Origin of the sequence: Bradyrhizobium sp. BR13661 (assembly GCF_029892425.1) — a bacterium.
Taxonomy (GTDB): domain Bacteria; phylum Pseudomonadota; class Alphaproteobacteria; order Rhizobiales; family Xanthobacteraceae; genus Bradyrhizobium.
Map to the genome: position 1 here is coordinate 1 of NZ_JARXWB010000021.1, position 24195 is coordinate 24195.

The following is a 24195-nucleotide window of genomic DNA, read 5'->3' on the forward strand; positions in this document are numbered from 1 at the left end:
CCCGAGCCAGTCGGAACCGCGGTCGACGCCGGAGCGGCACCAGCACGGAAGGTGATGGTCTTGCCGTTCACCGTCAGCGTGTCGCCGTCGGCGGGAGCGGTGGCCAGCGCGCTGGTGGTCGTCGTGCCCAGCAGGGTGATCGCACCCGTCAAGGCCGTCGAGCCGTCGGCTGCGTACACCGTGCCGGTGCCAGCGACCGAGCCCTGGGTCGCGCCGAGGGTCGCGGAGCCGCCCGCAGCCGTGGTGCCGCCAGCCGTGCCGTTATACAGCACGCCGCTCAGCGCGGTCGCGCTGGCGAAGGAGGTGGTGCCACGCAGGTCGGCCGCCGTCGCACCGGAGATCGTGGTGGAGACGTTGGACTTGGTGGAGTAACCGACGGTGGTCTGCAGCGCCTGGTTGGCGATCGACTTCGCGCTGTCGACGAGCTTCTGCAGCGAGGTGATGCCGGTGTTGGCAGCCTGCAGCACCTGCACGCCGTTGCCGATGTTGTCCAGGAGGTTGTTGATGTCGCTGGCGCGGTTGTCGAGCGACTGGGCGGTGAAGAAGTTGGTCGGATTGTCCAGAGCCGAGTTCACGCTCTTGCCCGTCGACAGACGGTTCTGCGTGGTGGCGAGAAGATCAGCGGTGGACTGGAGGGAGAGCAGGTTCTGACGAACCGAGGATGAGAGAACGATACCGGACATTGGGTGTTACCTTTCTGGTAAACGACGCTACTGTTACGCATCCTGGGATCTTGATTGACCCAGCGACCGGCGGACGGTGGCCCCGAGAATCTAACGAAGCATGAAATGAAATCGGCGCTTTCGCTGAGTCGCGGCGTGATTCGGTTGATCCAGGCAGCGGCGACGTCGCATCATCAGGCAAATTCAGCATTGAAATAATTGAGCTTTTCCGCGACGAAGGTCCGGATTCAGAACTCGTTAACTAATGTTGAGGGAGTATTGCGCCCTGATCCGCCACAACACGCGCTTCGGTTACGAAAGCGTTGATGGAGAACAGGCAAATGGCCCTCAAGGTCGAACTCAGGCCGCACGAACGCATCATCGTCGGTAATTGCGTCATCACCAACACCGACCAGCGCGCCCGCCTCCTGATCGACGGCGAGAACGTGCCGATCCTGCGCGAGCGCGACATTCTCACGCCCGAGACCGCCGATACGCCTGCCAAGCTCGTCTATCTGGCGGTCCAGCTGATGTACATCTCGCCGGATCCGCAGAGCCAGCACGGCACCTACTTCAACCTGGTGCGCGACATCATTACCGCCGTGCCCAGCGCCTGGCCGATCATCGAGAGCATCAACAACAACATCATGAGCGGCGATCTCTACCGGGCGCTCAAGGACGCCCGCAAGCTGATCGCCTACGAAGACAAGCTGCGTGAGCAGTTCGAGTCCAGTCATCCCAAAACCGAGGCAGGCGAGAACGACGTGAGCACGGCCGCCTGACCGGCTCACCCCCGCCCGAACGACAACGGCCCCGGAGATGATCCGGGGCCGTTGTCGTTTCAGCCGATGACGATCATGGCGCCGCGAGCGGCGGCGCCTCGACCTCGATCAGCCCGCCGGTCCGCTGCATCCCGAACCTGATCACGGCCGCCACCAGCGCGTCGACATCGGTCTCCGCGGTGCGATGGTTGACGATCGCCGCGCGGATCGCGAACCTGCCGTCCAGCGTCGTGCTCGACGGTGCGGCAATGCCGGACTCCTGGACATCGGCGACAATCTCACGATTGACCGCGTCCTCAGCGCGGTAACGGAAGCAGACGATGTTGAGATTGACGGGTGCGAGCAATTCGAGCCTGGGCTCGGCGAGCACGCGCGTCTCCAGATATCTTGCCAGCGCGCAGCTTCGCGCGATCATCGCACCCAGCCGGTCGGTGCCGAACGTCTTCAGCGTGAACCATGTCTTCAGCGCGCGGAAGCCGCGCGACAGATCAGGACCGAGATCGCAAGGCCAGACAGCGCCGGCCGCAAGGCCCCTCGCCTCCCGGCTCAAATAGGCAGCCGGCTGCGCAAAGGCCTGCCGATGCCGCTCGCCGTCGCGCACCAGCAGGAAGCCGGCGTCATAAGGCACCTGCCCCCATTTGTGGAAGTCGAGCGCGATCGAGTCCGCACGCTCGATGCCCTCGAGCAGCGGCGCCAGCTCGGGCGAAAGGATCGCAAGCGCACCGAAGGCGCCGTCGACGTGAAACCAGATCCCCTCCTCGCGGCACAAATCCGCGACCGCCTTCAGGTCGTCGATCGCACCGATGTCGACGGTGCCAGCAGACGCGGTGACCAGGAACGGCTTGAAGCCGACCTCGCGATCGGCAGCGATCTGCGCGCGCAATGCGACGACATCGATGCGATGATCGGCATCGACATTGACCTTGCGCAGTGCATCGGTGCCGAACCCGGCGATGTCCATCGCGCGGGAAATGCAGCCATGCGCTGCTCTTGAGGCATAAGCCGTCAGCAGCGCGCCGTCATTGCCGATGCCATGCTGCCGCGCCAGCGCACCGAGCGCGCTCGTGCGCGCCACCAGCACCGCCATCAAATTGGCCATCGACGTGCCGGTGACGAAGATGCCGCTTGCGCCTTGCGGAAAGCCGAACAGGCCGCGCATCCATTCGACGATCTGGCGCTCGACCTCGATCGGCATGTGATCGCGTCCACCGAGATTGGCATTGAGCCCGGCCGCGAGCATCTCTGCGACCATGCCGACCGCGGTGCCGCCGCCGTGCACCCAGCCCATGAAGCCGGGATGAACGTTGCCGGTCGCATAAGGCGCCACGTGCTCGGAGAATTCGCGATAGACATCTGCGAGATCGGTTGCCGCGCGCGGCAGGTCGCCTCTAACGGCCGCGCGAACCTCGTCGGGGATCGGCTGCCAGACCGGACGCGCGCGGACATTGGCGATGCCGTCGATCGCCTCATCCAGCATGCGATGGGCGAGCGTGCGAAACTCGCTCCAATCCTGCGGATCGAGCGATCCGTTCGTGACGGACGTCTGCGTATTGCGGATGATCTCGTTCATGCAGCGCTCCCGATGCCTGCCTTTGATGTCGTCTTGGCATGCCGCGACAGCATCGCCGTGAATGCGGCAAAGATCTTGCGCATCTGCGGCGGCTTGTATGGAAACACGGCCGGAGAATCCATGTTGTGCACGACGGCGGTGTTGTCGGCCTCGAACACCAGAAGCTCGCCATCCTGATTCTCGGCGCAATCCACGATGAAATAATCGAGGCCGACGCGCCGGCTCATTTCGTCGAGAGCATTCTTGTGGCGCGCTGCGAAGGCGTTGTCGAAGTCCTGCATGAAGATGGCTTCTTCAGCGCGCTTCTCTTCACTGAACGCCATGTAGGCGTTGAGATACCAGATGTCCCAGCGGTCGGCGATCGCCATGTGGCAAGCAAAGGGCTTGCCGTCGACCATGGTAAGCCGGATCTTGCGATAGAGGCCGTCGGGGCTCGCATAGTTGACGAAACGCGCGACGAAGAACTCCTGCTCCTGCCGCTCGGCAAGATAAGCCGCAAGCGCGGCGGCATCGTCGACCTTCGCAAGCCCGACGCCGGCATGCGTGCCGCGCGGGCGCACGATCATCGGAAAGCGCAGCTCGCCGGCAATCTCCGTGCAAGCGATCCGCCCTTCCGCGAGAGCCGTCAACTGCGCGCGCGTCGCGTTCGCGGTCACGGGAATGTCGAGACCGCGGATGCCAGCCAGCAGCCGATACAGCTTGTCGCGATCGAGGTTGCCGATCAGCTCGGGACGATTGAGCAGCGGCCGCGGCCAGTGCGGTGCGGCCTTTTCGATCAGCGCGAGCACGTCGCGGCACTCGTCTGAATCGGATGCGACCACGATAGCGACATCGTGTTCGGGAAGCGCATCCGGCAAACCGGTTGTCTTGGTCACGTAGAGCGTCAGCAGCTCGATGTCGGAGCCTTCAAGCAAAAATTCGATCGGCGTGTTGCCGCCCATGTCGATGTCGGCTGCCAGCGCAAGCACGCGCAGGCCCGGCTTCGGCGCCGCCGTGGGCGTACGAAACAGCTGATGGAAGGACAGCACCTCGGACTGGATCACGAGCCCGGCTTCCTTCTCGCCCATCAGCTGGGCGATCAGCGACAGATCGAGCCCCTCGCCCGCCTGCGCCGTTCCCTCGGCGATCCGCGCCAGCAGATGCTCGCGCAAGGGATGCAGATCGACGCCCTCGAAGGCCTGGCGCGTCAAATGCGCAAAGCCGATGCGGTCGGCATAGTTGGGCGCGGCAAGCGGATGCAACATCTCACACCTATAAGGGCTACGCCGGCACTGCGGCGGTACGATCAAGCAGCAGATCGATCTTCACGAGCACGCGGGCGGTGCGATCGACAATGTGCTGCACGTTGCGTTGCGCCTGCGCGCCGTCGGGCGACCAGGCGTCGGTGACGAGCCTTGCACCCACGCATAGCCGCAGCGCAGCCTGCGGTGCGCCCTCGGGCTGCTCCAGTCGCACCGGCTGGCCGACGAGACAGCGCTGGGCCGCAACCTGCCGGTTCTCCGCGCTGCCGCTGTTGTCGTCGGTCGTGTCGCGCGCGAGCGCGCGATGAAGGGCGCTCGTCTCGGCGATGGATACCGGCTTGCCGTTGCGCACAAGCGTGAACGGAAAGATCGTGCGTTGGGCGAATTCCTCGTCGCCCACTTCCGGGGTGCCGACGGCCGCCGGGACGGCGCGCACCGACGACGACGATGCGATCATGGCGTCGATACCGGATGCAAGCTCGGCAAACGCCTTGGCGCGGAACGCACCAGGCACTGCATAGTAGCTGCCGATCTCGGCGAGTGCCGCTTCCCAGCGCAGCCACTGGCCGAAATTCGGGCGACGTTCGAAGCGCGAGCGCAGCGCTGTCCAAGCCATCGGCCAGTCGCAGCGGCCGGCATAGTCGAACACGACCGGCGCGATTCCCTCGATCTGGTCAAGCAACCGGGAAAACCCCTTCGGCACCAGCAACGCTCCGCTGAAGGCAGGCCCGCCAAAGAATTTCGAACCCGTGATCAGCACCATGTAGCCGCGATCGAGATAGGAGCGCAGCCGGCGTCGGCCGAGCCTGGCCTGACAGGCATCGACGACGACCTGAACCTTGCGCGGCCAGCGCCGCGCGATCTCATCGAGACAGGCGACGCTCGGCGCGCGCCAGCCGAGCTTTGACGAATCCATGATGTGCAACAGAACGCGCCGGCCTTGCGCCAGGCTGTCCTCGATGGCACGCATGACCGCAGCATCCGCGTCGGTGCGCATCGTGAAGCCGGTCTCGGCGTCGAGCAGCGGCACGGCGATGCTGTCACCTGCAAGACCCGCGATCGGGCCGTCCTTGCGCACCGCAAGGCCACTCGCCGTCATCGTGCTGAAATGATGCCCGCGCGCGGTATGAACAGTGCCGCTGCCGGTCTGGTCGGCGCCGACCACGATCGTCACCGGCGGCGCACCGAGCACGGCATGCGCCAGGAACAAGGCATGGAGCTGCGAGTCGGTGCCCGATGGCGAGAACACCACGTCGATGCGCGGCGGCAGCTGGAGGTGCCCGCGCAACTCATCGCGCAGGTGCTCGCAACGCCGGTCGAAGGCGATCTCGACCTCGTCAAACAGCGATTTGTGGACCAGTTCCTCGCGCGCCAGCGCGGCGCGGTCGTAGGCGCGTTGCGAGATCGGCGAAGCCGTCGACGAAGCGAAATTCCAGATCTCGGGATCGGGCGACGGCCCGCAGCCATAGGCGTTGACGCGTTCTTTCGGATCCAGCGCCAGCCGGCCATCACCGCCGGAGACGAGCAGCGTGTCCAGCGGCGTGAAGAGATCGCGCAGGCGATAGCGCGAGCCGCCCCCTGACGCGTGCTCGATGTCCGACAGATGGGATGCGCCGATGCTCATCCCGACAGGCTCACGCCGCGTCGGCCGCCGCAGCGGCAGGCGCGGCTGCGAATTGCGAGGCGATATCGCCGTGGAAGACGGAGGGACCGACATGGTCGAGCGAGCTCTGGATATCGGCCCAGATCTCGCCGCCGATATCGGTCCAGCGCTTGCAGAAGGCGAAGTCCTCGGAGAGGTAAGTGCCGGTCGCCGGATCGATCATGCATTCGAACAGCGCGAACCGGTTCGGGCTCGCGACCAGCGTGTCGTGCGAATGTTCGCGGAAGAATTGCAGATTGGCGTAGTCCGGATGGCGGCACATCGCCTCCAGCGCCTGGCGGCGGATCATCAGGAAGCCGGTGCCGGCATAGCGCACGCGGGTAAAGCCGTTGACCACCACGATACGATCGGGGTCCTCGATCTCGAGCACGTAGTCGAGCGCGGCCGCTGTAACATCAGTGCGGCCGGCCTGGATCGCCCGCTTCGCCTTGTCCCAGTTCACCCGCTTGATCGGATAGCAACCGGCGACGACGTCGGCGCCGCATTCGATCAGCCGGAACACCTGCTCGGGCTTGAAGCCGATATCGGCGTCGATGAACAGGAAATGCGTCGCGTCCGGGTCGTCCAGGAACATCGCGACCAGATTGGCCCGTGCGCGCGTGATCAGCGCATCGCCGTCCCGCAACAGCACCTTCAGCCCGAGATTGGACATGCCGTGCACGGCGCGCTGGAGCGCGAAGATGGAGCTCGCGTAAATGCTCGACACCTGGCCGCCGAAGCAGGGCGTCGCCACCACCAGTTGCATCTTGTCCGACATCGACGGCTCCGTGCGCTCAAATCCTCTCCAAGAGGTAAAGAGGCATGGTTAACGGCGTCTTAATGCGCCGTCAGAGGTACTTGACCAGCGAGAGCTGCGCGAGCTTGGAGGTAGTCTGGTAAGACGCCTGCAGCGCGTTCTGGAGCGACAGGATTTCGCTCGCGACCTGGTCGGGCGAGGCCGACTCCGCCTGGTCGATGATGGTCTGGAGCTGCGCCTTGGCCTGGGTTTGGCGCGTCGACGCGCCCTTCATCGTGTTCTGGGCCATCGCGATGTCGGTCTGGATGTCCTCGATCTTCTGCTGCCCGGCCTGGGGCGTCAGCGCCTGCGTCGTGCGCAGGCTCAGCGCCGCCACCTGCGCGCCCGCATATTGCCCGGTCGGCGAGGTCGAGAACGTACCGAACACGGCGATCGCCTGCAGCTGCTTGCGGATCGCGGTCTCGTCGGCCTGGGCGCCATATTGCACCGTGACGGAATCGTCCACCCGCGCCACCGCCGTCGAGCGCGCCGAGCCCGGCCCGTCATTGCCGGTGTACCATTTCACGGTGTTGGCCGTGCCGTTCACCAGCGTCGTCGCCGAGCTTGCCGGCGAGGAGCCGACGCGCAGCGGAGCCTTTGCCGCCGTGACCGGGGAGGTCGTGAAGCCGAGCGCCGCGAACGCCGTGCTGTTCGAGCTCGTGATGTTGAGGCTCCCGGGATCGTCCGTGTTGATCGTGATCACGCCGCCATGGATGGTCGACGGCTTCGAGGTGCCGGTGATCTGATCGATTTTGCTGAGCAGAGTTGTGACGTTGTCGGTAATGTTGATCTGGTTTGGGCCGACGGCGCCCGAGGCGACAAAAGTCAGCGTCTGACCGTTCACCGTGATCGTATCGGGGTTAACGACAGGCGGACCCGCCGACCCCGCCTGGAACGCCGTCGAGAGGACCGAGGGGCCGCCCGTGGTCGCAGTGCCGCTCAGCACAGTCGAACCGGTGATCGGAGCCGTCGACGACACGCTGCCGCGCGTCACGCTGCTGAGACCAAGCGCCGTGGCCGCCGCGCCGCCGGTGACCGTCACGTCGGTGCCGGTGCCGGTCGCGATCTGGATATTGCCGCTGGCGCTCAGAGTCACGTTGGCGGAGGGGACGCCGGCGGCCGTCGCGATCGCATTCAAGATATCAGACACCTTCGCGGCGCTGCCCGAAGCCAGTCCGATCGTGGTATTGCCGCTGGCCGTCGTGACAGTGGTGACGGTAGGGTCGAAGGTGATGGTGTGGGCGCCGCTCGCGCCGGTGATGGTCAGGGTGGTACCGGTCGGAGCGTTGGCGAGCGCGTTGAGAATGGCTCCGTTGAGATGGGGTGTCGCCGAAGGATCGAGCGACGTGGTCGTCGACGCAGCCGCCAATGCGGTGTCCTGCAACGCGACCGAGCCCGTCCCGGTCGTCGAGGTATAGGAGCTCAGATTGCCGGTGGCCGCCGCATTCGCGGTGGCCGATCCCGCCGTATTGAAGAAATTGTCGCCGGCGGCCACGGCCGACGCCGCCACCAGCGAGGTGTTGGCGAGCTTCGTGATCGCGGTGTTCAGTGCGGTGTTGAGGTTCGCCGACGTGATGGCCGGGTTGGAGGGCACCGGTGGAATGACATTGGGATTACCCGGGTCGATCGCAAAACTGCCGACCGGCGTCGGCGTCGCGGTGGAGGCGGTCAGGTTGATCTGCTCGGTCGAGCCATCGGGCAGCGTGAACTGGACGCTGAGCTTGTCGCCGTTGTTCGGATTGACGCCGTTGAGATTGACCGAGAACGACACCGGCGAACCGCTCGGGCCGGTCACGGTCGCGCCGGTCAGCGTCGAGGAGACCGCGGCGATCTTGAGTCCGAACGGCGACGTCGCCGAATCCTCCTGCACCTGTATCGCGCCCGATGCCAGCGTCGACTGCACCAGCCGGCCCATGCCGTTGGCGCCGAGGTCGGCGGCCTTGCGTTCCGCCATCACGGTCTTCAGGCCGGCCTGCGTCGTGGTGCCGTTGATGATGTCGCCGGCATCCGCCACCGATTGCGTGTTGTAGGCGGTCCCGGAAAACAGATAGCGGTTTCCCGACTGCGTGTTGAGCACGCCGACCATCGAGCCGAACTGCGCGGCGGCGGTGTTCTGCGCGACGGTCTGGCCGTTGACGTTGAGATCCTGCGAGGTGCCGGCGGACCCGGTCTGCACCGTGTTGCGGATCGTCGTCAGCGACTGCAGCGCGGTGTTGGCGAGGTTGATGTTGACGTTGACGTTGGTGATCGTGTCCGTATAGGCGGCGATGTTCGAAAGCTGCGCGCGCCCGGCGATCGCAAAGCCCTCGTTGGTCCCCATGCCGGAATAGTTCTGCGACAGCTTGCCGGTCGACAGCTGCGTCGACAGGTCGGTGAGCTGCTGATTGATGTTGCGGACCTGCGCGCCGAGGACTGACGAGCCGTAATTGATGCTGCTGATCGACATGTTTCAGAGCCCTACTGATTACCTTTGAGCCTGGATCAACGTGTTCATCATGCTCTGCACCACCGACATCACGTGGGCGTTGGCGGCATAGGCATTCTGAAGCTGGATCAGGTTCGACATCTCCGAGTCCAGGTTGACGCTGGAGGTCGAGTTGAACTTGGCCTGCAGCGTCGAGACCACGACGCTCTGGCCCTGCTGGAGCTGGGTCGCCTGGCTCGAGGCGTTGGCCTGCACGCTCAGGAACTGCTGCAGATAGTTCGAGACGCTGCCGGTGAACGGCTGGCTCGCCGAGCCGAGACCGGTCTGAGGCGAATAGGAATACACGGCCGTGGTGAGCTGCGAGTAGAGATAGTCCGAGCGCGTGGTGTCGCCCGTCGGCGTCACCGGCGAGGTGCTATAGATCGACAGCCTGGTCGGGTCGGCGGTGAGCTGCGTGTTCACGGCGATACGGCCGGCAAGGCCGGTCATCTGCGAACCGGATCCCGTGATCGCACCGGTATAGAGCGCCTGGCCGCCGTCGGTGAACAGCGGCAGTTGCGGACCGCCCGAGGTCAGTGACGAGACCGTCTTCGTGCTCGAGGCTGAATTGACCTTGGCGAGGCCGCTGTTGTCGTCGGTGACCCGCAGCGTCGTCGCGGTCGCCGGCGACGGCGCCGCGGAGAACACCAGATGCGATCCCGATAGCGCGGTGTTGAGCGCGGAGGCGATCGCACCCATGCCGCCGGCGAAATTGACGCCGATCTGCATCGGATTGGCGTTGGTGGCGTTCTGCAGCGGCAGCGCGGTCGGATCGGTCACGTTCACCAGCGTGACCTGGCGCTGCGTGTTGGTGCTGTCGGTATAGGTGATGTTGGCGGTGTTGCCCGGCTGCGCACCGGCGAGATCGATGTCGAATCCCGCTGGCGGACCGGAGACGGTGGTGCCGGCCGTGGTCTTGTCCGACATCGCGCTCGACATCGTCGCGGCGAGCTGGTCGACCTGGTTCTGCGCCTGCACCAGCGTCTGGTCGCGCAGCTTCAGGTCGGCCGCGATCTGTCCGGAGGAGACGACGTTGTTGCCGGCAACGTCGATGGACGAGCCGTTCGGCAGCTTGATGGCGAGCGCGCCAACCCCGGACTTGGTCGGATCGATGTTGTAGAGCGAGGTCGCGCCCAGCGCCCCGGCAGACGTGAAGGAAAATTGCGAGGCAAGCCCCGCGCCGACCAGTTGGATGCCTGTCGTGGTGTAGATGTTGGACTGGTTCGATCCGTCGGTGGTGACACGGACGTCGACATATTTCGACAGGCTGTTGATGGCCTGGTCGCGCTGATCCATCAGGGTCGCCGCGGACGGATCGGTCGGCGCCAGGCCTTGCAGCTTGATGTTGATGTCGGCAATCTGGTTCAGCGCCGCGTTGGCGGCTTGCGACGAGGTGCTGAGATCCTGCTCGACGTTCGAGCGCAGCGACTGGATGCCCTTGGTGGTGACGTTGAGCTGCGTCGCCAGCGACTGCGCGGCGCTGAGCGCGACGTTCTGCGCCGACGACGAGCCCGCGTTGGTCGACAGCGCCTGGAGCGACGAGGTGAAAGTGTTCAGCGCGGTTTCGAGCGTGCCGCTGTTGCCGGGCGTGCCGTAGACACTCTGAAGCTGCTTCAGAATGTTGGCCATCTGATCAGCGTAGCCGCTGCCGCCGGTCTCGGTGCGCAGCTGGTTCTGCACATAGGTGTCGATGTCGCGGCTGACGCCGGTCGTCTTCGCCGTCGAGCCGAAATCACCGGTGGTGACTTCGATCTGGTTCGGCGTCTGGGCGACGTAACCCGGCGTCTGCGAGTTTGCGACGTTCGAGGAGACGATCGAGAGCGCGGCCTGGTTGGCACGCAGTCCGCTCATCGCACTGGCAAGGGCTGAACTCAAACCCATGTTGACTTGCCGCCTTTGGTTACGTTACGCGCCAATCAGCGCAACACGTTCAGAAGATCCTGGACCATCGAATTCGCCGTCGTGATCACCTTGGTGTTGGCCGAATAGGCCTGCTGGGTCACGATCAGCTTGGTGAACTCGTCGGCGATGTCGGTGTTGGAGCCTTCCAGCGACGAGCCGCTGATGGAGCCCGAGGCGCCATCGATCGCCGGACCCGACTGGTCGGTCGCGGCGTAGGCGCCGCCGTCGAGCGCCTTGAGGTAGTTGGTGCCGTTGAAGTGCGACAACGACACCTCGGCGAGGTCGAGGTTCTGGCCGTTGGAGAAGGTGCCGACCACGAGGCCGTTGTTGTTGACGGCGACCGAGCGGAGCTGCCCCGCGGCGTAGCCGTTCTGCGTGATGGTGTTGATGGTCACCGCGCCGCTGGTCGAGGCATATTGCGTCAACCCGCCCGAGGAGATGTTGAAGGAGACCGAGCCGAGCGACTGACCACCGACGGCGACGTTGTTGATGGTGATGCCCGAACCACTCGGCGAGGTCAGCGAGCCGTCGGCAGCGAAGGTGAAGGCCTGCCCGGTGTTGACCCAGCCGACCGTCGTGCCGGTCGCATTGGGGTCGGTCTGGTAGAACAGGTTCCAGCTGTCGGCATGACCGGCACCCAGCGACGCACTGTCGGTCTTGGCCCAGCGCAATTGCAGGTTCACCGGCGTGCCGGCCGCATTGTATGCGGTCACCGCGCCGCCGCTGATCGATTCCTTGGTGAAGGTCGCGATGTCGTTGCCGATCACGCCGCCGGTGCCGGCGGTGCCGCCGCCGTTGCGGTTCTTGGTGATGGTCGAGGTGAAGCCGAGCGCGGCGAAGGCTGCGCTGTTGGAGCTCGACACCGACAGGTTCGAAACGGTGCCGGTGTTCAGCGTGATCACGCCACCGGTGCTGACCGATGATCCCGACGCACCGGAGAGGCTATCGATCTTGCCGAGCAGGGTCGTAATGTTGTCGGTGACGTTGATCTGGTTCGGGCCGGACGCACCAGCCGCCATGAAGGTCAGCAGCTGGCCATCGACCGTGATGGTGTCACCGGCGGTGAAGCCCGAGGAGAGCACCTCGGCGCTGCCGGCGGTCGCGGAGCCGCTCAGCACCGTGGCGCCGGTGATCGCCGGCGAGGACAGCACGTTGCCGCCGCGCGTCACGCTGCTGATGCCGAGCGCGGTCGCCGCGGTGCCGCTGGTGACCGCGACGTCGGTCGTAGTGCCGCTCGAGATCACGATGTTGCCGCTCGCATTCAGCGTTGCCGTGACGCCGGCGCCGCCGGCGTTCTGAATCGCGGTCAGGATGTCCTGAACCGTGGCGGGGGTCCCGCTGCCGAGACCGATGGTGGAGTTGGCGCCGAGCGTCACGGTGTTGCCGGCGTTGAAGGTGATGGTATGGGCACCGCCCGCGCCGGTGATGGTGAGCGTCTGGCCACTCAGTGCCGTGAGAATGCTGGAAGCCAGATGCGTGCCGGCGACGTTGTCGAGCGAAGTGCTGGTCGAGGCCACGGCGGACGAATTGTTCTGCAGCGCAACCGATCCCGTCCCGGTCGTCGACGAATAGGCCGAGCGGAGGTTGCCGGTGGCGGCGGCGCCGGACACCGTCGCGTTGGTATAGGGCGCCGGCGGCGTGCCGACCGGCAGCGGGTTGGCGGCGAAGTCAGACGGGTTGAGACCGCCCGCCGCCAGCAGCGTGCCGGTCGCCGCGGTCGAGCTCGCCGCCGTGTTCGGCACGCTCGGCAGGTTCGCGGCGTACTGGATCGAGGTGGTCGCCTGCGCCGGGATGAAGTTGTTCTGGAATTTCAGGACGGTGGCGACATTGCCGGTCGGATTGCCGGTCTTGGGGTCGACCGTGGTGCCCATCAGATAATAGCCGGCGCCGTTGACCAGGTTGCCGTTGGCGTTGAGCTGGAAGTCGCCACGGCGGGTGTAGTAGGTGACGCCGCTGAACACCGGCACGTTATCGACGACGCCGGTCGCCTTCTGGATCGAGAAGAAGCCGTCGCCGGTGATCGCCATGTTGGTGGCGACGGTGGAGGATGAGATCGTGCCCTGGGTGGTGATCGTGGCCTTGGCGCTGGCCGTCACGCCGCCCGCGACCTGCTTGCTCGGCACCGAGGCGTCAGGAATGAGATCGACGAAGCTGGTCCCGATGCCCTTGTAACCGGTGGTGGACGAGTTCGCGATGTTGCCCGAGATGTTCTGAAGCGCGTAGGACTGCGCCTGCAGGCCACCCACCGAGGTGTTCATTGCATCGAAGATACCCATAACTTTGTCTCCAAATCCGATCTCGGCGGCCGGCAGACCAATGGCCGCAGTCGGAGGAGACGTCGCAAGGCCTATGCCAAAGCGGGTATTCTCAGGAAATCAAGGGCTTAAATAGAAATGCCCCGGTCGGACGACCGGGGCATAATTGCCGGACCGGCAACAATTGCCGGGACCAAACCTACGTCGCCGACGGCGCCGCGGGATGGAAGACCAGCCCGAAACCGTCGATGCAGTAGCGCAATCCGGTCGGCTTCGGACCGTCGTCGAAGACGTGGCCGAGATGGCCGCCGCAGCGCCGGCAATGCACCTCGGTGCGCACCATGCCGAAGGTGCGGTCCTCGGTCTTGCCGACATTGCCCTCGATCGGCTGGTAAAAGCTCGGCCAGCCCGTGCCGCTCTCGAACTTGGTCTCGGACGCAAACAGCGGCAGGTCGCAGCCGGCGCAGGCGAAGGTGCCCTTGCGGTGCTCGTTCAGCAGCGGGCTGGAGCCCGGGCGCTCGGTGCCCTCCTTGCGCAGGATCTCATATTGCTGCGGCGTCAATTGCGCACGCCACTCGGCGTCGGTCTTTTCGATCTCGAACTTTTGCGCGGCCTTCTCTCCGGCCGCGGCCGGCGTTGCCCGCAGCCAGCGGAAGGCCGAAAGGCCGAACAGGCCGGCGACAGTGGTCAACAGGATGCGGCGGTCAAACATCTCATTCTCCGTGCGCGGGAAGTCCACGCCCTGAGATACGGGCTATAACGGCCAATGTTACACTTCCAGGCGGGATTTTTCTCAACTTATTGCGAGACGCTGTGGTCGTCGGAGACCGGTTCCGGGCTCGCAGCGGCCGCGGGTTGCGGAGCCGGCGCCACGCGCGGCCGAACTCCGGGCGGGGGACGGCGCGGACCGGTGCCGGCAGCCCGGTTGGCTTCAGCCAGCCGCGCCTCGCGTTCCCTGTCCTTCACCCGTGCCCGCTCGCGGTAACGGGCAAGCGCCCCCGCGGCAGCGGAACTTGCCCTGCCCCACATGCCGACCAATTGGCCCGCGACGCGCCCCGTGGTGCCGCCGGCCCAGACCAGCTCGAACGGCGAGAACAGCTTCCAGCGCTCGTCGCCCCACAAAATGCTGCGCGCGATCAGCTGCCCGGCCATGGCCGAGGTGTTCATGCCCTGGCGGCCGAAACCGCTCGCCACCCAGAGGCCTTTGCGCAGCTGGCCGATCTGCGGCATGCCGTGAACGGTCTGACCGGTGGCGCCGCCGAACGTCTCTGATATCTCGACGTTGCCGAGCTCAGGGAAAATCGACCGGATCCGCCGTCTCACGCTCCCTGCAAAGCGCTGCGGGCGCGCGGACCAGGTGGTCTCCGGGCTCTCCCACATCAGGCGATCACCATCGACGACGCGGAAATGATCGACGCCGTCGGAATCCATCACCGATCCCTTGAAGCCGATGACCTCGTGCACGCGCTCGCCGAGCGGCGCGGTTATTCCCGCGTAACGCCAGACCGGCAGCAGCGTCTCCGACAGCCGGCGCAAAGGCGCGCCGAGATGAATATTTCCCGCGAGGACAATATGGGTGGCGCGCAGCCGCGCCGACGGCGTGACGATGCGCTTGCGGATACCGGAATGATCGATGCTGACGACAGGCGTATCCTCGAAGATGCGGGCGCCGGCGCGCCGTGCCAGCGCCGCAAGGCCGTGCACATATTTACGTCCGTCGACCTGGAACGCCCTGGGGTAATAGACGCCGTGAAAGTAGTGATCGGTCTTGAGCACCTCGCGGACGCGATCGACCTGCCAGCCCTCGACCTCGGTGTCGAAATCCTCGTTCAGCATCTGCAGCCGGCTGATCAGCCGATCGCCGGCGTCAACGTTGGAGACCTCGAGCACGCCTTCGGTGAGGCCGATATCAGGCATATTCCCTTCGCTGGCGTTGGCGCGGACGAACTCAGCGCCCTCCTTCGAGAGCGTCCATAATTCGCTGGCATCCTCGAAGCCGATGCGCTCGATCAGTTCGGTCAGCGGCAGCGCAAAACCAGGCATCACGGTGCCGAGCTGGTTGCCGGAAGCGTTCCAGCCGATATGGCGGCCCTCGAGCACCGCGACGCTGGCCCCTAACCGGGCCGCCTCCAGCGCAATGGAAAGGCCGGCAAGCCCTGCCCCGATCACGCAAATGTCGGCGTCGAGATCGAACGACAGCCGGGCACGCTCGCGAAAGCCGGCTTCTTCCTGGGCTAAGCTTGTGAAAGTCTCGCTCATAGCGTTTTCTTAGAGCATGATCCGGAAAAGTGTGCAGCGGTTTTCCGAAAAGATCATGCTCAAGACAAAGAATTTTAAGGCGCGATGAGGATTTATCCTAATCTCATTGCGCTTTAGAGGACTGTACGGGCGCTTGTCACCTTGTCCTCAATGGACGCCTGTAGATTATTCTGGACGTGGAACGATTCGAGAATGCCATGCGCCGTTTGATGCTGCTGCGCCACGCCAAGACCGAGACCGACGCGCCGAGCGGCCGTGATCAGGACCGCCGGCTCGACGACCGCGGCCGGAAGGATGCTGCCGAGATGGGCGACTGGATCGCCACCCATCCGCCCGCCCCCGAGATGGTGCTGGTGTCGCACGCTGTCCGCGCCCGGCAGACCTGGGACATCGCCTGGGAGGCCATGAAGGACCGTGTCGCGGCGCCTGAGGTCGAGATCCTGCCGGAACTCTACGGCGCCGATCCCGCGCAGATCCTGGAAACCGTTCGCACTGCAACCGTCCCGGCCAATCCCAGGCAATTGCTTCTGGTCGGGCACAATCCCGGCATGCACGAGGCCGGCCTGATGCTGATGGGCAAGGGTGATCCGGCCGGCGCCAAGGCGCTTTCCGACAATCTGCCCACAGCAGGGCTTGCGATCCTCGACTTTGACGTCAAGGATTGGGGTGACGTGGCCTACCGCCGCGGCAGACTGGTGCTGTTCGTCAGCCCCAAATTGCTTCGACAGGGATGATCGCGCGACGTGCCGGCAAAACGTCCTGACTGGAAGATTTGGAGGCGCAGATGTTCAAGTCCATCCTCGTGCCCATCGACCTCGCCGACACCGATCTGGCCAAGCCTGCGATCGAGACCGCGACGACGCTGTCACAGAACTGGAGTGGATCTGTCCGGCTGCTCAACGTGCTGCCGATGACCCCGGTGATGCTGGCCGAATACGTGCCGGCCGATTTCGACGAACAGCAGCGCCAGACCTCGGAAGAGGCGCTCGCCATCGTCGCCCGCGAATCCGGCATCGACGCCGCCCACATCTCCAGCGTGGTGCGCCAAGGCGGCATCTATCACGAGATCCTGGAGGAAGCCGCGCAGATGAAGGCCGATTTGATCGTGATGACCTCGCACCGGCCCGCGATGCGCACCTATTTCCTCGGCTCCAATGCCGGGCACGTGGTGCGCTACGCCAAATGCTCGGTGCTGGTGGTGAGGCATTAAATTCGGAGCAATGTCGTGAAGCATTGGTGGCGGAGATGGACCTACGAGGTCCCGCTGGGGATCAGTGATGCGTTGTGGGAGGTGCTGGTCGTGCAACTGGCGGCGTTGCTGGACAGGCTGACGGTGCGGAAGGTCATCGCCTTCATTCCCGTCGTCATCCTCATTCTCGCCTACTATCACAGCATCCCGATCCCGCCCGAACTGATGCTGATCGGCGATTTCCTCGCCTATATCGACATCTTCTCGGTGCTGTTTTTGATCGGTGTGCTGAGCCGCATCACAACGATCATATTCGTCGTCAAACAGGCGGCGGCACGGATCGCGATGCTATCGGGCAGTGCCATTGCACTGATGCAACGGCTCGATATCAGGCATCGGCGCCAACGTAGCTCGCCGACGAGGCTGCGCCAAAAGCCCGACCGGTCCGATGACGATCGAGCTTATGGCAGCGCGTGGGGCGAGCTCGCGTTGGCTTGATCTCGTAACTCACCACTTCTGTCGCCGCGGAAATAGACAGTGGTGGATTACGCCTTCGGCTAATCCACCCTACGAAGGGGCTACGAGATCTTGCGTTGCCCGACGGGCAAAACACGCCACCCATCGGTCAATCCGGCGGCTCGAAAATATTCCGCTTTACCGAAATTCGGAAACGGCGTATGTGTTTCGGCAACCCGGCCCAAGGAAGAGGGGCGTATCGCGATCGTCACGAACGCGGGCCGGACGGCGGTGGACGCAGGCCACATCGGCGCGATCAGGTTTTGCAGGGCGGGCGACCGTGAGCGAGATCACCGCGCAAACGACCGGTGTGATCTGCGTACGGCAAAATCGTGTGGTCCTGGCGCCCGGAGTCTGTGCGTCAAGTCTTGTGGTGATGCGTGTGGCCCAACCGGGTGTTCGCATCAGGCATCTGCGAGACGACGGGGGCAATAGTGCATCGCTCCCCGGGGAGATCACGACATAAGCCGTCAAACCACTGCGCAGGGAAGGCCGGATGTTTCGGCTACACCTGTATGCCGCTGTGCAGCCTCTTGTAGCGCAATCTTCGCACAGTGGACCGCGGGTGCCAGCCGGGCACCCGGTCTTCCCTGCACCCTCTTTCATTTGAGGGTGAGGCGACGGAGCAAAGCTCGGGCGATATGAGCCGCGAGGATGATTATCTATGTCTGACGTTGAAAAATGGTGTCGTGCCCCGGACGCTGCGCAGCACGAAGTGATGCGCTGCAGAGCCGGGGCCCATGCATCAGCGGACTCTGCGGCTTCCTGGGTCCCGGCTCTGCGCAGCAGCGTAAGAACGCTGCAGCGCGTCCGGGATACAGAAGAGGAAGCTCACAGATACCGCGTCAGCTCGGCCTTGAACTGGCCGTAGACGGCGTCTTCGATCTGGCTGCGATTGATCCCGATGTCGCGCAGCGCGCGTTCGTCGAGTTCGTTCAGCGTCTTGACGGCGGAGCGGCGCTCCAGGCGGTCGAGCAGCCCATAAGCAACGGCTGCGAGCGTGGCAAAAAATCCGCTCGACGAGGATGGGCGTAAGCTCCGCCCGGCAGTTTGCGAGATCATGGTCATGTTTCTTCTCCGGCCTTTGGTCCTGCGCGGCGAAGCGGATGCCGTTGGCGCAAACGCTGGAAGCGCCTGCACCTCATGTGCCGTCGGATTGCTCTCGCTTTCCTCGGCTCAATCGCGGACCTTGATGGAACTTAAATGCTCCAGTACATTGCTCGGAGCAAGGAAAACATTGCTCTCGGTGCAATAATGTCCAAGTTCGAGTACGTGAAGCTTGCGGATGCCATTGCCGCAGATATCTCTAACGGCACGTTAAGAGCCGGCGACCGCCTGCCGCCGCAGCGCAATTTTGCCTACGATCGCGGCATTGCCGTTTCGACAGCCAGCCGGGTTTATACGGAGCTGCTGCGTCGCGGCCTCGTGGTCGGCGAGGTCGGCCGCGGCACCTTCATCTCCGGCGACATCAGGCGCGAGGTCGAGACCATCGCCGAGCCGCGCGATGCGCGCATCGATTTCGAGGTCAATTATCCGCTGCTGCCGCAGCAATGGGCGATGATCGCCAAGAGCCTCGCCGGGCTCGAACGCGCCGACGCGCTCGAAGCCGCACTGCGCTCCTCCACCAGCACCGGCACCAAGAGCGCGCGCAATGCGGCCGCCACTTATCTCGCGCGCAAGGATTTTACGCCGCAGGCCGAGCAGATCCTGTTCACCGCCAACGGCAAGCAATCGCTCGCGGCCGCGCTTGCAGCGCTCGTTCCGACCGGCGGCCGTTGCGGCGTCGAGGCGCTGACCTATCCGTACGTCAAGAGCATCGCCGCGCGGCTCGGCATCACGCTGGTGCCGATCCCGATGGACGAATTCGGCGCGCGGCCCGACGCGATCCAGAAGGCGCATCGCGAAGCGCATCTGTCGGCGCTGTATCTGCAGCCCATCATTCAGAACCCGCTCGGCGTCACCATGAACGCGACACGCCGCGCCGATATCGTGCGCGTCGCCGAGAAGCTCGATCTCACCATCATCGAGGACGCCGTCTACGGCTTCCTCGCCGATGACACGCCGCTGGCCGCATTGGGGCCGGACCGCTGCATCGTGCTCGACAGCCTGTCCAAGAAGGTCGCACCGGGCCTTGCGCTCGGCATCCTCGTCTCGCCGCCGCATTTGCGCGAAAGCGTGATGAGTGCGGTACGCACCGGCGGCTGGATCGCGTCCGGCCACGCGCTCGCATCCGGACAGCGATTGATGGCTGACGGCACCGTCGCCGAGCTGACGCGGCTCAAGCGCATCGATGCCGCGCGGCGCCAGCAGACCGCGGCGCGGCTGCTCGCCGGCCACCAGCTCTCGGCTGACCCGCGCTCCTATCATCTCTGGCTGACGCTGCCGCCGCACTGGCGCTCGCAGACATTCGTCGCCGCGGCGGCCCGGCGCGGGATCGCGCTGACGCCGTCATCGACCTTCGCGGTCGCGCATGGCCACGCGCCCAATGCGGTGCGACTGGCCCTCGCCCCGCCCTCGTTCGAGCAACTCGATTCCGGCCTGCGCACGCTCGTGTCGCTGCTCGGCACCAAGGAAGAGGATTTTGACTCGACGGAATAAGCGTTTCGAGCGAAGTGGATCCCGGTTCGCGTGAAGAAAACGCGTCAAAACAAAATCGCCTTTCAGGGCTCCGGCCAATCGGCAATAAATCCCTTCGCCTTGTACGGCTCGATCTTGTCCCATTCGTGCAGGACCCGACGGCGAAACTCGGCGTCGGTGTGCCAGAGCGCCCGCGGCGTCGCAAAGGTGTCGACGGTGAAGAGCAGCTTGGTCACATCAGGCCAGTGCCGGTGCAATGTCATCGGATAGCGCCGCGCGGTCCAGGTATTGCCGAGACAGATCACGCTGCGGACGTTGTGCAGTCCCAGAGCCGCATCGATGATGGGCAGCGAGAAGATGACGTTCTCGCCGGTGTTCATCGCGCGATGTTCCTCGAGGATCCGATCCGCCGGAATGCCCGCCGTGACCATCGCCGCCTTGATGATCATGCACTCGGATTGCTCCGACCCCGGCGTCACGCCGCCGCTGACAATCGACCAGCGGAAATAGCCGTCGCGCCACAGCCGCGCGGCGGTCTCGACGCGGAGCGCAACATCCTCGCGGGTGCCGAACAGAAACAGCAGATCGGCCGGCCGAAGCGGCGTGTCGATCAGATGGGTGCGATTGATCTCGGCGATCTCGTCCGCCGTCGGCAGCCGCGTGCTGCGATCCAAGACAGTCATCGCGGCACGATGCGGGACCGGCGCGCGGCGGCGAAGTCAATTTTGATTGCGGCCGATTGCAAGCCGCTAGGGCAGCAAGCCCGCTGGCAGCTGATCGAAGCTGTAGGCGCGGGGCTGGTTGCGTCGGACGAAACCGCCGACCTGCCAGACGAACAGCGCGGCAAAGCCGAGGATGAACAGCACGCCGGCGAATTCGCCTGTTATCAGCGCGCGGATCAACAGCCCGGCCATCGCCACGGCCAGCAGCGCCAGGAACGCAAGCACCGCTGTATAGGTGTTGCGGCCGAGGCCGGCGGTCAGCGCGGCCCGGCTGCCGGCCTTAGCCATCCGCGCGTGCAGCTCGACGATGAAGGCGCGAAAGCCGTTGTCCTGCGGCGCCATCAGCGCCGCGGTCTGCCAGCTCGTCGACAAAATCGAGATGCGGCCGCCCTTGATGCGGCTGATATCGGCACGAAAGCGGTGCTGCTGCATCGAGACCGGGCGGAACGACAGCCTGACGGCACTGATCTCGTCGTAGCGCCAGACGCCCGAGCGGCCAGCGATGTGCCAGGACAATCCTTCGTCGGTCAGCTCGAAGCGATGTGCCGAACCGATCAGCGACGCCTTGTAGGCGTAGCTCGTGACTGGCGGGTCCTGCGCCTCCGAAACCTGCATATCGATCATCAATCCCGGCTGCGCAATTCCGCTCCCGATCCGCTTGCGCGATCGCCCCCGCCCATCCTACAAGCGAGATATGGCTGAGACGATCTATTTTCCGCGCCGCCTGATTCTCGGGGCCGCCGCGATCGCGGGCGTGCTGCCTGCGATCGCGGTGCACATGCTGGGCACGCGTTACGGGCTCGACCTCGGCGGCCTCTGGCGCTCCGACACGCATGAGCTCATGCCGACCGGTGCTGCGATCGCCTGGTGGCTGATCGCGACCGTCGGATTCTCCGGCGGCTATTTCACGGCCTCGCTGATGCAGAGTGCCGTCTCCGGCCAGATCCCGCAACGGATGCGCCAATTCCTGATCGCCGTCGGCGTGCTGCTGCTCGCGGGCGCTGGACAGGCGGCCTCGGCGCCGAGCCCGATCCCGACCATTTCAGGCGTGCTCGCAGGCCTCGCGGCACTGTGTCTCGGCGCCGTGATGGCATTTTGCGGCGCGCATTTCGCGCTGCGCCGCAGCTAGTCCCTCACGCGGACGCGCGCAGCCGCGGGCCTTCCAGCATCAACGCAACGTCGGCGGCAGGCCGTGGCTTGCTGAACAGATAGCCTTGCGCCTGGGTGCAGCCCTCGCGCCTCAGCAGATCGAGCTGCGCGTCGTTCTCGACACCCTCCGCAGTGGTGACGATGCCGAGGCTGCGGCCAAGGCCCGTCACGGCGCGGATGATCGCCACCGAATCCTCGCGCGTCGCAAGCTCGGAAACGAAGGAGCGATCGATCTTGATCTTGTCGAAGGGGAAGCTGCGCAGATAGCTCAGCGAGGAATAGCCGGTGCCGAAATCGTCGAGCGAGATGCGCACGCCCATGGCGCGCAGCTCATGCAGCGTGGTCAGCGTCGTCTCGCTGTTCTGAAGCAGCACGGATTCGGTGATCTCGAGCTCGAGGCGGCTCGCCGCGAGCCCCGATCTCTCCAATGCCTCGCTCACGGATACGATCAGGTTCGGATTCTTGAACTGCACCGGCGACAAATTCACGGCGACGCCGATACCATCCGGCCAGGTCGCGGCATCCGCGCAGGCACGGTTCAGCACGAGCTCGCCGAGCTGGATGATGAGGCCGGTCTCCTCGGCAAGCGGAATGAAGCTGATGGGAGAGATCAGGCCGCGCTCCGGATGATTCCAGCGCAGCAGCGCCTCGAAGGCGACAACCCGATTGCTGGCGACGTCGCGGATCGGCTGGTAGTAAGGCTGGAACTCGTCGCGTTGCAGCGCCGCGCGCATATCCATCTCCAGGAGGCGCCGGGCCTGCGCGCGCGCATCCATGCCGGTCTCGAAAAAGCGATAGGTGCCGCGGCCGTCGGCCTTGGCGCGATACAGCGCGAGGTCGGCGTTTTTCAGCAGCGCGTCGGGATTGCTGCCGTCCTGCGGCGACAGCGAAATGCCGATCGAGACGCCGATCACGATCTGGTGGTCGTCGATTTCGTAGGGCGCAGAGATCACCTCGACGAGGCGTCGGGCGAGCGCTCGCGCGGCGGCTTCCTCGGAGCGGCCGATCTGGACCACGGCGAACTCGTCGCCCCCGAGACGGGCTACGGTGTCGTGCTCGCCGACCGTCGCTTTCAGCCTTTGGCCGACTTGCTTCAGGAGCGCATCGCCGATGGGATGGCCGAGCGAGTCGTTGATGTCCTTGAAGTGATCGAGGTCGAGACAGAGCACCGCGAGCTGGTCGTTCGCAGCCGCCCGGCGCAGCCCCTGCTCGAGCTGCTCGTGGAACAGCACGCGGTTCGGCAGATTGGTCAGCGCGTCATGGCGCGCCATGTGCGAGATCTTGGCCTGCGCCTCCAGCCATTCGGTGATGTCCTCGAAGGTGGCGACCCAGCCGCCGCCCTGCATCGGCTGGTTGACGACGCGGATCGAGCGCTCGAACCGGCGAACGACATCCGTCGTTGTACGTCCCACCCGGGCATCCTCGACGAGGCGCGCGAAGAATTGTTCGGCATCACCGTTCCACTGGCCCTTCGCCGCCTCCTCGCGGAGAATGTCGAGCAGCACGCGGCCGGAGAGCTGCATGTCGGAGCGGCGGAGCATCGTCGCGTAACGCTCGTTGAACAGGATGATCTTGCCTTCGGCATCGAACATGCACAGTCCCTGCGACATGTTCTCGAGCGCAGTGTCGAGCACGATCTGCTGGCGCCCGATCTCGCCCTTGGCGCGACGGTCGAGCACGGCGGCCGCGAGCGCGATAGCGATGACGGCAATGGCTGCGCTGGCGGTCAGGATGGACAACGACGCCGGCGGGATCGAAAGCCCGCTGATCGCAAGCGTCGGATCGGGCGTCAGGACCAATGCGCCCATCGCGGTGAAATGATGCGAGACGATGGCAATTGTGAGCAGGATCGTTGCGCCCAACGCGCTGGACAGGCTATCGTTTCGCCCCGCGACAAACAGGGCAAACGATCCAAAGACCACGCCGAGCAAGATCGACACCGCGACAGTTCCGGTGGTCCAGCCGACATGGGCGGGAATCTCGAACGCCATCATGCCGGTGTAATGCATCGCGGCGACGCCAGTGCCTACGACGGCGCCACCGAGGGCGACCAGACTTCCGCGCTTGGCCGAGACCGAGATGCCGAGGCCGATGAAGGTGACCGCAATCGCAAAGATCAGCGAGAGGATCGTCACGGGGATGTTGTAGGCGCCACCGGCGCCGGGCCCGTAGGCCTGCATCGCGATGAAATGGGTTGCCCAGATGCCGCAACCGGTCACGACGGCATCGAGCGTTATCCATACGAGGCGAGCACCGCCATTCGCCGCTCGCGCCCGATGAAACAGACTGATTGCCGCCGCGCTCGCGAGCAGACACACCGCCCCGGCGAGTGCGACCAGTCGCCCATCATGCTGGTCCGTCAGACAAAACAAAACTTGATACATTGCCGGCCCCTGTTCCATCGGGCACTAGAACCGGCAGAGATGGATAGTCGGTAACCGGCTATGCGCCGGCTCCCGGAATGGTGAA

The 24195-nt window shown here is 64.9% G+C and carries 20 protein-coding genes; 6 read left to right on the forward strand and 14 right to left on the reverse strand.

Features of this window, described 5'->3' with window-relative positions; all coding sequences use genetic code 11:
• A partial coding sequence (locus M2427_RS28400; protein WP_280710183.1) for a DUF1522 domain-containing protein occupies positions 1 to 683 on the reverse strand: 683 nt, incomplete at its 3' end.
• Between the two features lie 320 nt (positions 684 to 1003).
• Between M2427_RS28400 and flbT the strand changes: the two genes are divergently transcribed.
• On the forward strand, positions 1004 to 1444 hold the full coding sequence (flbT, locus tag M2427_RS28405) for a flagellar biosynthesis repressor FlbT (RefSeq protein ID WP_280710184.1): 441 nt from the start codon (positions 1004 to 1006) through the stop codon (positions 1442 to 1444).
• A 73-nt stretch (positions 1445 to 1517) separates the two neighbouring features.
• Here the strand turns inward: flbT and M2427_RS28410 are convergent, their stop codons facing one another.
• The 9 genes from M2427_RS28410 to M2427_RS28450 all read right to left on the reverse strand — a co-directional run bounded on the left by M2427_RS28410 (position 1518) and on the right by M2427_RS28450 (position 15573).
• Positions 1518 to 3014: an aspartate aminotransferase family protein gene (locus M2427_RS28410; RefSeq protein ID WP_280710185.1), complete on the reverse strand. Its 1497-nt coding sequence runs from the start codon at positions 3012 to 3014 to the stop codon at positions 1518 to 1520.
• Positions 3011 to 4258, reverse strand: coding sequence for a hypothetical protein (locus M2427_RS28415; RefSeq protein ID WP_280710186.1), 1248 nt, complete (start codon positions 4256 to 4258; stop codon positions 3011 to 3013). Before M2427_RS28415 ends, M2427_RS28410 begins: the two co-directional genes overlap by 4 nt.
• A 16-nt stretch (positions 4259 to 4274) precedes the next feature.
• Positions 4275 to 5879 carry a hypothetical protein gene (locus tag M2427_RS28420; protein ID WP_280710187.1) on the reverse strand — a complete coding sequence of 535 codons (1605 nt, stop codon included), beginning with the start codon at positions 5877 to 5879 and terminating at the stop codon, positions 4275 to 4277.
• 10 nt (positions 5880 to 5889) lie between these two features.
• The gene (locus tag M2427_RS28425; RefSeq protein WP_280710188.1) at positions 5890 to 6675 is read right to left on the reverse strand and encodes a hypothetical protein; all 786 of its coding nucleotides are present in this window, start codon (positions 6673 to 6675) and stop codon (positions 5890 to 5892) included.
• 70 nt (positions 6676 to 6745) lie between these two features.
• Positions 6746 to 9139, reverse strand: a complete 2394-nt coding sequence (locus M2427_RS28430; RefSeq protein ID WP_280710189.1) for a flagellar hook associated protein — start codon at positions 9137 to 9139, stop codon at positions 6746 to 6748.
• Positions 9140 to 9157: 18 nt separating this feature from the next.
• Positions 9158 to 11038: a flagellar hook-associated protein FlgK gene (gene flgK / locus M2427_RS28435; protein WP_280710190.1), complete on the reverse strand. Its 1881-nt coding sequence runs from the start codon at positions 11036 to 11038 to the stop codon at positions 9158 to 9160.
• 35 nt (positions 11039 to 11073) lie between these two features.
• A complete protein-coding gene (locus tag M2427_RS28440; protein WP_280710191.1) occupies positions 11074 to 13335 on the reverse strand; it encodes a flagellar hook-basal body complex protein in 2262 nt (753 codons plus the stop codon).
• 178 nt (positions 13336 to 13513) lie between these two features.
• Positions 13514 to 14026 carry a peptide-methionine (R)-S-oxide reductase MsrB gene (gene msrB, locus M2427_RS28445; protein ID WP_280710192.1) on the reverse strand — a complete coding sequence of 171 codons (513 nt, stop codon included), beginning with the start codon at positions 14024 to 14026 and terminating at the stop codon, positions 13514 to 13516.
• A gap of 86 nt (positions 14027 to 14112) precedes the next feature.
• Entirely contained in the window at positions 14113 to 15573 is a 1461-nt protein-coding gene (locus tag M2427_RS28450; protein WP_280710193.1) for an FAD-binding oxidoreductase, read from the reverse strand.
• A 197-nt stretch (positions 15574 to 15770) separates the two neighbouring features.
• Between M2427_RS28450 and M2427_RS28455 the strand changes: the two genes are divergently transcribed.
• The 3 genes from M2427_RS28455 (at position 15771) to M2427_RS28465 (ending at position 17260) form a co-directional block, all read left to right on the forward strand.
• Entirely contained in the window at positions 15771 to 16307 is a 537-nt protein-coding gene (locus M2427_RS28455) for a histidine phosphatase family protein (protein ID WP_280710194.1), read from the forward strand.
• Positions 16308 to 16357: 50 nt separating this feature from the next.
• Positions 16358 to 16783 (forward strand): universal stress protein, encoded by a 426-nt coding sequence (locus M2427_RS28460; RefSeq protein ID WP_280710195.1) that lies wholly within the window; start codon positions 16358 to 16360, stop codon positions 16781 to 16783.
• Positions 16784 to 16864: 81 nt separating this feature from the next.
• Positions 16865 to 17260, forward strand: coding sequence for a hypothetical protein (locus tag M2427_RS28465; RefSeq protein ID WP_280710293.1), 396 nt, complete (start codon positions 16865 to 16867; stop codon positions 17258 to 17260).
• Positions 17261 to 18109: 849 nt separating this feature from the next.
• On the opposite strand, the gene M2427_RS28470 is transcribed toward M2427_RS28465, so the two are convergent.
• The gene (locus M2427_RS28470; protein WP_280710196.1) at positions 18110 to 18346 is read right to left on the reverse strand and encodes a DUF1127 domain-containing protein; all 237 of its coding nucleotides are present in this window, start codon (positions 18344 to 18346) and stop codon (positions 18110 to 18112) included.
• A gap of 186 nt (positions 18347 to 18532) precedes the next feature.
• On the opposite strand from M2427_RS28470, the gene M2427_RS28475 reads away from it, so the two are divergent.
• Complete coding sequence (locus M2427_RS28475) at positions 18533 to 19876, forward strand: PLP-dependent aminotransferase family protein (protein ID WP_280710197.1); 1344 nt, start codon at positions 18533 to 18535, stop codon at positions 19874 to 19876.
• Positions 19877 to 19938: 62 nt separating this feature from the next.
• On the opposite strand, the gene M2427_RS28480 is transcribed toward M2427_RS28475, so the two are convergent.
• Both M2427_RS28480 and M2427_RS28485 read right to left on the reverse strand, forming a co-directional pair.
• Positions 19939 to 20538 carry a YdcF family protein gene (locus M2427_RS28480; RefSeq protein ID WP_280710199.1) on the reverse strand — a complete coding sequence of 200 codons (600 nt, stop codon included), beginning with the start codon at positions 20536 to 20538 and terminating at the stop codon, positions 19939 to 19941.
• Positions 20539 to 20604: 66 nt separating this feature from the next.
• Positions 20605 to 21192 carry a hypothetical protein gene (locus tag M2427_RS28485; RefSeq protein ID WP_280710294.1) on the reverse strand — a complete coding sequence of 196 codons (588 nt, stop codon included), beginning with the start codon at positions 21190 to 21192 and terminating at the stop codon, positions 20605 to 20607.
• Between the two features lie 79 nt (positions 21193 to 21271).
• Between M2427_RS28485 and M2427_RS28490 the strand changes: the two genes are divergently transcribed.
• Positions 21272 to 21706, forward strand: a complete 435-nt coding sequence (locus tag M2427_RS28490) for a hypothetical protein (protein WP_280710200.1) — start codon at positions 21272 to 21274, stop codon at positions 21704 to 21706.
• A 4-nt stretch (positions 21707 to 21710) separates the two neighbouring features.
• On the opposite strand, the gene M2427_RS28495 is transcribed toward M2427_RS28490, so the two are convergent.
• Positions 21711 to 24110 carry an EAL domain-containing protein gene (locus M2427_RS28495; RefSeq protein ID WP_280710201.1) on the reverse strand — a complete coding sequence of 800 codons (2400 nt, stop codon included), beginning with the start codon at positions 24108 to 24110 and terminating at the stop codon, positions 21711 to 21713.
• Positions 24111 to 24195: the final 85 nt, after the last annotated feature.

What these genes read in the sequence shown, in the direction of transcription:
- M2427_RS28495 (WP_280710201.1), bottom strand. Translation starts at nt 24,110, where the DNA reads ATGTATCAAGTTTTGTTTTGTCTGACGGACCAGCATGATGGGCGACTG.
- M2427_RS28470 (WP_280710196.1), bottom strand. Translation starts at nt 18,346, where the DNA reads ATGACCATGATCTCGCAAACTGCCGGGCGGAGCTTACGCCCATCCTCG.
- M2427_RS28480 (WP_280710199.1), bottom strand. Translation starts at nt 20,538, where the DNA reads ATGACTGTCTTGGATCGCAGCACGCGGCTGCCGACGGCGGACGAGATC.
- msrB (WP_280710192.1), bottom strand. Translation starts at nt 14,026, where the DNA reads ATGTTTGACCGCCGCATCCTGTTGACCACTGTCGCCGGCCTGTTCGGC.
- flbT (WP_280710184.1), top strand. Translation starts at nt 1,004, where the DNA reads ATGGCCCTCAAGGTCGAACTCAGGCCGCACGAACGCATCATCGTCGGT.
- M2427_RS28420 (WP_280710187.1), bottom strand. Translation starts at nt 5,879, where the DNA reads ATGAGCATCGGCGCATCCCATCTGTCGGACATCGAGCACGCGTCAGGG.
- M2427_RS28460 (WP_280710195.1), top strand. Translation starts at nt 16,358, where the DNA reads ATGTTCAAGTCCATCCTCGTGCCCATCGACCTCGCCGACACCGATCTG.
- M2427_RS28485 (WP_280710294.1), bottom strand. Translation starts at nt 21,192, where the DNA reads ATGCAGGTTTCGGAGGCGCAGGACCCGCCAGTCACGAGCTACGCCTAC.
- M2427_RS28410 (WP_280710185.1), bottom strand. Translation starts at nt 3,014, where the DNA reads ATGAACGAGATCATCCGCAATACGCAGACGTCCGTCACGAACGGATCG.
- M2427_RS28450 (WP_280710193.1), bottom strand. Translation starts at nt 15,573, where the DNA reads ATGAGCGAGACTTTCACAAGCTTAGCCCAGGAAGAAGCCGGCTTTCGC.
- M2427_RS28475 (WP_280710197.1), top strand. Translation starts at nt 18,533, where the DNA reads ATGTCCAAGTTCGAGTACGTGAAGCTTGCGGATGCCATTGCCGCAGAT.
- flgK (WP_280710190.1), bottom strand. Translation starts at nt 11,038, where the DNA reads ATGGGTTTGAGTTCAGCCCTTGCCAGTGCGATGAGCGGACTGCGTGCC.
- M2427_RS28455 (WP_280710194.1), top strand. Translation starts at nt 15,771, where the DNA reads ATGCGCCGTTTGATGCTGCTGCGCCACGCCAAGACCGAGACCGACGCG.
- M2427_RS28425 (WP_280710188.1), bottom strand. Translation starts at nt 6,675, where the DNA reads ATGTCGGACAAGATGCAACTGGTGGTGGCGACGCCCTGCTTCGGCGGC.
- M2427_RS28415 (WP_280710186.1), bottom strand. Translation starts at nt 4,258, where the DNA reads ATGTTGCATCCGCTTGCCGCGCCCAACTATGCCGACCGCATCGGCTTT.
- M2427_RS28430 (WP_280710189.1), bottom strand. Translation starts at nt 9,139, where the DNA reads ATGTCGATCAGCAGCATCAATTACGGCTCGTCAGTCCTCGGCGCGCAG.
- M2427_RS28490 (WP_280710200.1), top strand. Translation starts at nt 21,272, where the DNA reads ATGGCTGAGACGATCTATTTTCCGCGCCGCCTGATTCTCGGGGCCGCC.
- M2427_RS28440 (WP_280710191.1), bottom strand. Translation starts at nt 13,335, where the DNA reads ATGGGTATCTTCGATGCAATGAACACCTCGGTGGGTGGCCTGCAGGCG.